This is a genomic window from Streptomyces sp. NPDC020362 (genome assembly GCF_040642095.1).
In the GTDB taxonomy this organism is placed as follows: domain Bacteria; phylum Actinomycetota; class Actinomycetes; order Streptomycetales; family Streptomycetaceae; genus Streptomyces.
In genome coordinates this window covers 1-9,239 of record NZ_JBFAET010000277.1, presented here as the reverse complement: position 1 = coordinate 9,239, position 9,239 = coordinate 1, and the positions used below count along the sequence as shown (strand labels likewise).

At 72.8% G+C, this 9,239-nt stretch carries 7 protein-coding genes; 6 read left to right on the top strand and 1 reads right to left on the bottom strand.

The genetic code is table 11. The annotated features are described in order from the left end of the window. Window positions 1-101: 101 nt before the first annotated feature. Window positions 102-842, bottom strand: coding sequence for a GntR family transcriptional regulator (locus AB0H32_RS44190; RefSeq protein WP_361134014.1), 741 nt, complete (start codon window positions 840-842; stop codon window positions 102-104). Between the two features lie 240 nt (window positions 843-1,082). Here AB0H32_RS44190 and AB0H32_RS44185 point away from each other — a divergent pair, with 240 nt between their 5' ends. From AB0H32_RS44185 to AB0H32_RS44160, 6 genes are all read left to right on the top strand, one after another. Further along, window positions 1,083-2,243, top strand: coding sequence for an ABC transporter substrate-binding protein (locus tag AB0H32_RS44185; RefSeq protein ID WP_361134011.1), 1,161 nt, complete (start codon window positions 1,083-1,085; stop codon window positions 2,241-2,243). After that, complete coding sequence (locus tag AB0H32_RS44180; RefSeq protein ID WP_361134008.1) at window positions 2,240-3,139, top strand: ABC transporter permease subunit; 900 nt, start codon at window positions 2,240-2,242, stop codon at window positions 3,137-3,139. Before AB0H32_RS44185 ends, AB0H32_RS44180 begins: the two co-directional genes overlap by 4 nt. Continuing rightward, entirely contained in the window at window positions 3,124-3,942 is an 819-nt protein-coding gene (locus AB0H32_RS44175; RefSeq protein ID WP_361134006.1) for an ABC transporter permease subunit, read from the top strand. The genes AB0H32_RS44180 and AB0H32_RS44175 overlap by 16 nt, the downstream gene beginning before the upstream one ends. Window positions 3,943-3,945: 3 nt before the next feature. Next, a complete protein-coding gene (locus tag AB0H32_RS44170) occupies window positions 3,946-5,022 on the top strand; it encodes an ABC transporter ATP-binding protein (protein WP_361134004.1) in 1,077 nt (358 codons plus the stop codon). A gap of 14 nt (window positions 5,023-5,036) precedes the next feature. Next, window positions 5,037-6,503 (top strand): HAD-IA family hydrolase, encoded by a 1,467-nt coding sequence (locus AB0H32_RS44165; protein ID WP_361134000.1) that lies wholly within the window; start codon window positions 5,037-5,039, stop codon window positions 6,501-6,503. A 92-nt stretch (window positions 6,504-6,595) separates the two neighbouring features. Then, window positions 6,596-9,239: nitrate- and nitrite sensing domain-containing protein (locus tag AB0H32_RS44160; RefSeq protein ID WP_361133997.1), on the top strand; the 2,644-nt coding region annotated here is incomplete at its 3' end.

Sequence of the window (9,239 nt, the reverse complement as noted above, 5' to 3'; positions counted from 1 at the left end):
CCCCTGAGGATGTTGCGGCCGAGCGCGCCCGAAGGGGCGCGGGGAACTGCGCGACCAGCCACGGAGCACCCGCACCCGGAGACGGGCAGTGCCCCCGCGCCCTACTCCGCGGTCTTCCTCGCCAGCGCGTTGTTCCCGATCGAGTTGTGCACGCTGAAGCTCACCGCGTCCGAGCGGTAGCGGTCGTCCGACCACTCCACCGGGCGCCCTTCGCGGGTCGTCGTCACACGCCGCACCCGCAGCAGAGGGCTGGTGCGCCGGACGGCGAGCAGCTCGGCGTCCTGGGCCCCCGCCGCCACCGCGTCGATGACGTGCTCGCCGTAGGCGAAGACCAACCCCGTGTCGTCGTAGAGGCGTTGGGTGACCGACGGGCAGTCGGGCTCGATCCCCTCGACCGCCGGGGCGATCCAGTCCGCGTACACCGTGCGCTCCAGCAGCACCGGCTCGCCGTCCAGGCCGCGCACCCGCAGGACCTGCAACACCCGTGTGCCGGAGGACACTTGGAGCCGTACGGCGTCCTCCTGCGTGGCCGGCCGGTAATCCTGCGCCACCACGTGCCCGGTGGCCTCGCGGCCCATCGCCCGCGCCCACTGGGCGAAGCTGCGCAGTTCCTCGAAGCTCTGGCTGCGGCGGCTGGCGAGCACCACCCGCCGGGCCCCCTGGCGGGAGCCGATCAGGCCCTCGGAGGTGAGGGTCGCCACGGCCTGGCGGACCGTGCCGCGCGAGACGCCGTAGTGCGTCGCGAGTTCCGACTCCGAGGGCAGCCTGCTGCCGACCGTGTACTCCTCGCGGTCGATCGCGCGCCGAAGCTCGTCGGCGATCTCCTCGTGTCGTGCGGTCATGCTTCCCCTCTGCTCAGGTCGCTGTGCACAGCGTGACCAGCCTAATCGAGACCTGAGCGTGATCTGTAGCGGTCTGGATTGTGCAGCCAAGTCGGGCTCAAAGTTTCGCCACGGTTTACAGACAGGACACCTTCGACGGGCGTACTGTGACGCAACTTGTTCAGACAAGTTCTTCAGACAAGTTCTCCGTATTTCTTGCTTCGCACCGCATCGAACCCCGTGCGCACCCCTGGAGAGACCGTGACCGTGTCCCTGCCGAGAAACGCCGCCCTCGGCGGCTCCCTCGCCGTCGTCGCCGCCCTCGCGCTGAGCGCCTGCGGCGCCGCCCCCGACAACGCGTCCACCAAGACCAAGGACGGCAAGAACGCCGCCACCGCCACCTCGGCCGCCGACTTCGGCGGCCTTGACGCCCTCGCCAAGGCCGCCAAGAAGGAGGGCACGCTGCACATCATCGCCGTGCCCCGCGACTGGGCGAACTACGGCGCCGCCATCGACGGCTTCCAGAAGAAGTACGGCATCAAGATCGAGGACGAGAGCCCCGACGGCACCAGCCAGGACGAGATCAACGCCGTCACCTCCCGCAAGGGCCAGGACCGCGCTCCCGACGTCCTGGACCTCGGCAGCTCCTTCGCCCTCAGCGCCGCCCAGCAGGGCCTGGTCGCGCCCTACAAGGTGGCCTCCTACACCGACATCCCCGAGGGCCAGAAGGACCCGCAGGCCCGCTGGTTCAACGACTACGGCGGCTACATCTCCATCGGCTGCGACGCCAAGCGCGTCAAGACCTGCCCGACCAGCTTCAAGGACCTCCTCAAGCCCCAGTACAAGGGCCAGGTCGCGCTCAACGGCAACCCGACCAAGTCCGGCTCGGCCTTCGGCGGTGTCTACGCGGCCGCGCTCGCGAACGGCGGCTCCTTCGACAACATCCAGCCCGGCCTCGACTTCTTCGGCAAGCTGAAGAAGAACGGCAACTACACGCCCGTCGAGTCCACCCCTGCCACCGTCGAGAAGGGCGAGACGCCCATCAGCATCGACTGGGACTACCTGAACGCCGGCTACGCCGACGAGTTCAAGTCCAAGGGCGTGGACTGGAAGGTCTCGATCCCGAGCGACGGCCAGTACGCCCAGTACTACTCCCAGGCCATCAACAAGGACGCCCCGCACCCGGCGGCCGCCCGCCTGTGGCAGGAGTACCTCTACAGCGCCGAGGGCCAGAACCTGTGGCTCAAGGGCTACGCCCGCCCGGCCCTGATGGCCGCGATGGAGAAGGCCGGCACCCTCGACAAGACGGCCGCCGCCAAGCTGCCGAAGGTCACCGGCACGCCGTCCTTCCCGACCGAGGCCCAGCAGAGCAAGGCCAAGACGGTCATCGCTCAGGGCTGGGGGAAGGCCGTCTCCGGATGACCGCCGCTCTCCCGCGTGCGGACGTGGCGCCCGTCGCTTCGGCGAAGCGGCGGCGCCGCGCCCCCGGCTGGCTCGCCGTGGTGCCGCTGCTGGTCTTCACGGCGATCGCCTTCGGCCTGCCCGCCGTCGCCATCCTGGACGGCGCCTTCACGGTCAAGGACCCGACCACGGGCGCGACGTCCTACACGACCGAGAACCTGACCACCTCGCTGCAGGGCCCGTACCTCACCGCGCTGGTCGGCAGCGTGAAGCTCTCCGCGATCTCCGCCGCCCTCGGCGCCCTGCTCGGGCTGCCGCTCGCCCAGGCCGTGGTCAGCTCCCGCTCCCGCGCGCTGCGCGAGGCCGTGCTGACCGCCTCCGGCGTGCTGGCCAACTTCGGCGGCGTCCCGCTGGCCTTCGCCTTCGTCGCCACGCTCGGCAACGCGGGTGTGCTGACCGTGCACCTCGGCCTGAAGGACAGCGGCTGGGACCTGTACAGCTTCTGGGGCCTGGTCCTCGTCTACCTGTACTTCCTGATCCCGTTGATGGTCCTCACCATCACCCCGGCCCTGGACGGCCTGCGCGTCCAGTGGCGGGAGGCCGCTCTCAACAACGGCGCCACCGGTGTGCAGTACTGGCGCCACGTGGCCCTGCCCGTCCTCGCGCCCTCCCTGCTCGGCGGTCTGGTGCTGCTGTTCGGCAGCGCCTTCGCCGCCTACGCCACCGCGGCCGCCATGGTGGGCAGCGCGGTCCCGCTGGTCACCCTGCAGATCGCCGACGCCCTGTCCGGCAACGTGCTCGTCGGCCAGGAGAACGTCGCCCTCGCCCTGAGCCTGGACATGGTGCTGGTGGCGGGCCTGGTGATGGCCGTGTACCTGCCCCTGCAACGACGGAGCGCCCGATGGCTCGACGCCTGACCCCCTGGCGCTGGGCCGTCCTCGGCCTGGCCGCCCTGTACTTCCTGGTGCCGCTCGCCGCGTCCGTGGTCTTCACCGTGGACGTGCCCGGCCAGGGCGTCACCTTCGACGCCTACACCAAGATCCTGTCCTCCGACGGCTTCACCTCCAGCCTGCTGCTCTCGCTGGAGCTGGCCGTCGCCACCATTGCGGTCGTGCTGCTGCTGATGGTGCCCGCCGTGGTCGCGCTGCGGCTCGGCGCGCCCAGGCTGCGGCCGGTGGTGGAGGTGGTCTGCTCGCTCCCGCTGGTGGTACCGCCGATCGCGTTCGTCGCCGGGATCGTGACCGTGCTGAAGTGGGGCCCGGAGCATTTGTCCCGGACCCCGCTGTTCGAGACGTTCGTGGTGATCCAGAACGAGAACTTTCCGGTGGTGCTGGTCCTCGCCTACGTCGTGATGGCCCTGCCCTTCGTCCACCGCGCCCTGGACGCGGGCCTGCGCGCCATCGACGTGCGCACCCTCGTCGAGGCCGCCCGCAGCTGCGGCGCCTCCTGGCCGCAGGCCCTCGTGAGGGCCGTGCTGCCGAACCTGCGCGGGGCGCTGCTGAACGCGACCTTCCTCACGCTGGCGCTGGTGCTCGGCGAGTTCACCGTCTCCCACCTGCTCGGCTACGAGCCCTTCGCCGTGTGGATCTACAACGTCGGCGGCTCGCAGGCCCAGATGTCCGTCGCCGTGTCCGTGCTCAGCCTGCTCGTCACCTGGGCCCTGCTGCTCGCGCTCGCCGGCGCCGGCGGACGCACCCGAACCGCTTCCTCCCGGGGATGAACCATGACCGTCACCACGCTTGAGAAGGCGACCGCCGAACAGGCCGCCACCGTCGAATTCCGGGGGCTGAGGAGGGAGTTCGGTGCCACCGTCGCCCTCGACGGGCTCGACCTGACCGTCCGCCCGGGGGAGTTCCTGGCCCTGCTCGGCCCCTCCGGCTGCGGCAAGACCACCGCCCTGCGCATGCTCGCCGGGTTCGAGCACCCGGACTCCGGTGCCGTGCTGGTGGACGGCGAGGACGTCACCCACGTCCCGGCCCACCGCCGCGACGCCGGGATGGTCTTCCAGTCGTACAGCCTCTTCCCGCATCTGAACGCCGTCGACAACGTCGCCTTCGGACTGCGGATGCGCAAGGTCCGCACGGCCGAACGGCGAGCCCGCGCCACCGAGTTGCTGGAGCTGGTCGGCCTCGGTGACAAGGGGGAGCGGTTTCCGCACCAGCTCTCCGGCGGCCAGCAGCAGCGCATCGCGCTGGCCCGCGCCCTCGCCCTGCGCCCGCGCGTCCTGCTGCTCGACGAGCCGCTGTCGGCGCTCGATGCCAAGGTCCGCCTGACCCTGCGCGAGGAGATCCGCCGCCTCCAGCAGGAGCTCGGCATCACCACCCTCTTCGTCACCCACGACCAGGAGGAGGCCCTCTCGGTCGCCGACCGGGTCGCCGTCATGCGCGCCGGACGCCTCGAACAGTGCGCCGAACCCGCCGAGTTGTACGGTCGCCCCGCCACCGCCTTCGTCGCCGAGTTCGTCGGCACGATGAGCCGGATCCCGGGCGACCTGAAGGACGGCATCGTCGAGGTGCTCGGGCAGCGGCTCCCGGCCGACGGCGAGGCGCCGAACGGCGCGGTCGACGTGCTCGTGCGGCCGGAGTCCGTCCAGGTGGAGGCCGACGAACAGGGCAGCGCCCGGGTCGTCGCCACCGCCTTCCTGGGCGCCGTCGTCCGGGTCACCGTACGGCTCGCCGACGGCACCGAGGTCAAGGCCGACCTGCCCGCCCACGAGGCCGCCGGGCTCGGCGCCGGATCCGGGGTCGGCGTGTCGCTGCCCGAGCGGCCGGTGCTGGTGGCCGAACGTATCGAGAAGTGAGGAACGACAACAACGTGACCCCCCACACCTCCGAACGCCCGCTGCAGGCCGTCCTGTTCGACATGGACGGCACGCTCGTCGACACCGAGCGCCTGTGGTGGGAGGCGGTCGAGCAGGTCGCCGGACGCCCGCTGACCGAGGCCGACCAGCCCGAGGTGCTCGGCCGGCCCGTCGAGCACACCGCCGCCTGGCTCGGCGCCGCCACCGGACGGGCCGAAGCCGATCTCGCCGCCGAGCTGCACCGGGAGTTCGCCGTCCGTGTCCGCACCGGGATCGTGCCCCGCCCCGGCGCGCTCGACCTGCTGGACGCCCTGGCCGGCTCAGCCGTCCCCACCGCCCTGGTCACCGCGTCCCCGCGCGCGGTCGCCGACGTGGTGCTCGACGCCCTCGGCGCCGGACGGTTCGCGGTCTCCGTCACCGCCGACGACACCGACCGCACCAAGCCCGCCCCCGACCCCTACCTCGCCGCCTGCCGGGCCCTCGGTGTCGACCCGGCCGCCTGCGTGGCCGTCGAGGACACCGAGACCGGCGTGGCCTCCGCCGAGGCCGCCGGGTGCGCCGTCCTCGCCGTGCCGTCGCTCGCGCCGATCGGCGCGGCCCCCGGGCGGACCGTGCGGGACAGCCTGGTCGGGGTCACCCTGCAGGAGCTGGGCGGCATGGTCGCGCCCGGACTGCGGGTGATGAGCTGGAACCTGTGGCTCGGCGGCAGCAAGGTCGACGACCACCGGGCCAAGCAGGTCAAGGCCGTCCTGGAGAGCGGCGCGGATGTCGTCGGGCTCCAGGAGACCGCCGGTACGGCGGCCCGGGAACTGGCCGAGGCCCTCGGCTGGCACCACCACCGGGCCGGCGAGAACCTCGGCGTCATCAGCCGGCACCCGATCACTGCCCGTTTCGGCGACCCCGAGGTCGGCTTCTACGGCGCCGCCGGTGTGCGGATCGAGGTCGCGCCCGGCCGCGAGGTCGACGTGTGGACGGCCCACCTGCACTACACCCCGTACGGGCCCTACGAGGCCGTCTTCGACGGGCTCGGCGCGTCCGAGCTGATCGCCCACGAGGACGTGCGGCTCGCGCAGATGCGGGACGCGCTGCACCGGATCGCCGAGTCGTCCTCCGACGGCGTCCCGGTGGTCCTCGTCGGCGACTTCAACTGCCCCTCGCACCTGGACTGGCCGGACGTGACCTGGCCGGTGACCCGGGCGGCGGCGGACGCGGGCTTCGCCGACTCCTTCCGCGAGGCCCATCCCGACCCGGTGGCCGAGCCGGGGAACACCTGGTCGCCGATCCACCCGGTCCACGAGGACGGCAGCGGACGGACCGAGCCGCAGGACCGGATCGACTACGTCCTGCACCGGGGCCTGACCGTGCGGGACGCGCGGACCCTCGTGACCGGCACCCCCTGTCCGTGGCCCGACGTCGCGGGCAACGACTGGCCCTCCGACCATGCGGCGGTGGTCACCACCTTTGCCCTGCCCGGGAAGTGACCCGGGGTTACCGCAGGTCACCATTGCGAACGGGGTGACGATCCCGTAGGTTGTGCCCGCTCTTACTGACTGGTAACACCGGCAGGTACCTCATGCGCTGGCCCGTCGGCCGTCCCACCACCGTCCGTGCGAGGATCGTGGCACTCGCCCTCGCCCCGGCCGTCGCCCTCATGGCTCTGTGGAGCTTCGCCATGGTGTCGGTCACCGCCGAACTGCGCGGGCTGATCCGGGTCCAGGGGGTGTACGAGGACTTCGGCACCCCCGTGGACACGGCGGTCGGGCAGATCCAGATCGAGCGCCGGATGTCCGCCGCCTATCTGGGCACCGGCCTCGACACCGCCACGGCCAGTGGCCTGCTCGCACAGCAGCGCCGTACCGACCGGGCCGTCGACGCCATGCGGCAGGCGGTCCGGGACGGGGACCGCGGCCGGCTCACCGACCGGCAGCGGCAGGCCGTGGACACCATGGTCGCCGCCGCCGGGAAGCTGGAGGGACTGCGCCAGCAGGTGCTGTCCCGGAAGATCTCCTGGGACCGGGCGGTCGACGAGTACAGCACGCTCATAGAGCCCGGCTTCGACGTGCAGTCCACGCTGACCGCACTCCAGGCCGGACAGCTCGCCCGGGAGGCGCAGGTCGTCATCGAGCTGGTCCGGGTACGGGAGTTCGTCTCCCGGGAGGACGCCCTGGTCGCCGGGGCGCGGGCGGCCGGGACCCTGACGGACCGGCAGTACGACACCCTGACCGCGACGATCGAGGACCGGCGCGTCTTCGAGCGTACGTACGTGGCCGACCTGCCCGCCGACTCGCGCGGCCTGTTCGAGGACTTCCAGCGCGGGGACCTGTACCGCTCGCTCACGGGGGGCGAGGACGCGCTGCTGCGCGCCGGTGCCGGGCGGGCCGGACAGGCCGTCGCGGCGGACACCTGGCGGACGACCACCGACCGGGCCGTCAAGCGCTACATGCAGCTGTGCACCCGGTCCGCCGAGAACTCCGCCGCACGCGGCCGGGCCTTCGCCTACAACGAGCTGACCAAGGCCGCCGTCGTCGGTGGGGTGGGGCTGGCGGCCGTCGCCCTGTCGCTGTGGTTCGCGGTGCGCGGCGCGCGGCGCATCTCGCGCCGGCTGGAGACCCTGCGGGACGCCGCCGACGTGCTGACCACCCAGCAGCTCCCGGACGTGATGCGCAGGCTGAGCGCCGGTGACGAGGTGGACGCGCTCGCCGAGGCGCCGCCGCTGGCCGCCGACGAGATCAGGGACGACGAGATCGGCCAGGTCGGCCGGTCCTTCAACACCGCGCGCCTGGCCGCGGTCGAGGCAGCCGTCACCCAGGCCACCCTGCGCCGGGGCCTGTTCGCGGTCCTGCTGAACATCGCGCGCCGCAACCAGGCGCTGGTGCACCGCCAGTTGAAGCTCGTCGACACGCTGGAGCGGCGCACCGACGACCCGGACGTCCTGCGCCAGCTGTTCCGCATCGACCATCTGACCACCCGGATGCGACGGCACGCCGAGAGCCTGATCATCCTCTCCGGCGCGGCCCCCGGCCGCCGCTGGCGCCGGCCCGTGCCCGTGGCGGACGTCGTGGCCTCGGCGGTGAGCGAGATCGAGGACTACGCGCGCGTCGTGGTGCCGCCGATGCCCGAGGTCGGCGTCGCCGCGGACGCGGTCGCCGACGTCGTCCATCTGACCGCCGAACTCCTGGAGAACGCCACGGTGTTCTCGCCGCCGCACACCCAGGTCACCCTGCGCACCGGGCGGGTGGGCAGCGGCTTCGTCCTGGAGATCGACGACCGTGGTCTCGGCCTCGACGCCGAGCAGCGTGCCGAGGCCCACCGCACCCTCACAGACGCCGACGCCTTCGACCCCACCCGCCACGAACGGCTCGGCCTGTACGTCGTCGGCCGCCTCGCCGCCCGGCACGGCATCGAGGTCAGCCTGCGGGACTCGCCCTACGGGGGTACGACGGCCGTGGTGCTGCTCCCGGAGGGGATCCTCGCGGAGCCGGACCCGGCGGGGGCGCCTTCCGCCGGGACCGACGGGCGGGGCCGCAGGGCCCACGGGCCGGGGCAGGTCGAGCCGCTGGGCCGGGCCGAGCGGCCTGAGTCGGCCGAGCCTCGCGAGTCGGCCGAGCCCCGGGAGTCGGCCGAGCGGAAGGCGCCGGTGCTCGAGCTGCCCACGAGGAGGCGGTCCGCACCCCCGCTCACCTCCGTACCAGGGCCCGCCCGACACGAGCCCTCCCCGCAGGGGAGCCCGGGTCCGCGGGCCGGGCGGGAGGTTTCCGGTTCGCGGGACGCGCGGGATGTTTCCGGTTCGCCGGTCGGGCCGGAGGCTTCCGGTTCACCGGACGCAGGGGATGTTTCTGGTTCGTGGGCCGGGCGGGATGCTTCCGGTCCGCCGGCCGCGACGGAGGTCCTGGGGCCGCAGGCCGCCCCGGCCCTGCCCACCCGCACCCGCCAGGCCTCCCTCGTCCGGGAGCTGCGCGACGATCCGCCGCCCCGGGCGACCACCCCGGAGCGCGAGGTCGATCCCGAGGAGATGCGGGCGATCTTCGGCGCCTTCCAGCGCGGCCTGGACCGCGGCCGCAAGGGTCTGCCGAACGCAACCGGGGCCGAGGACGGGACCACCGGGACCGAGGACCGGACCGGCGGGGCCGAGGACCGGACCGGCGGGGCCGAGGACCGGTCGACCGGGACTGGGGATCGGACCGTCGGGGCCGAGGACGGGACCACCGGGACTGGGG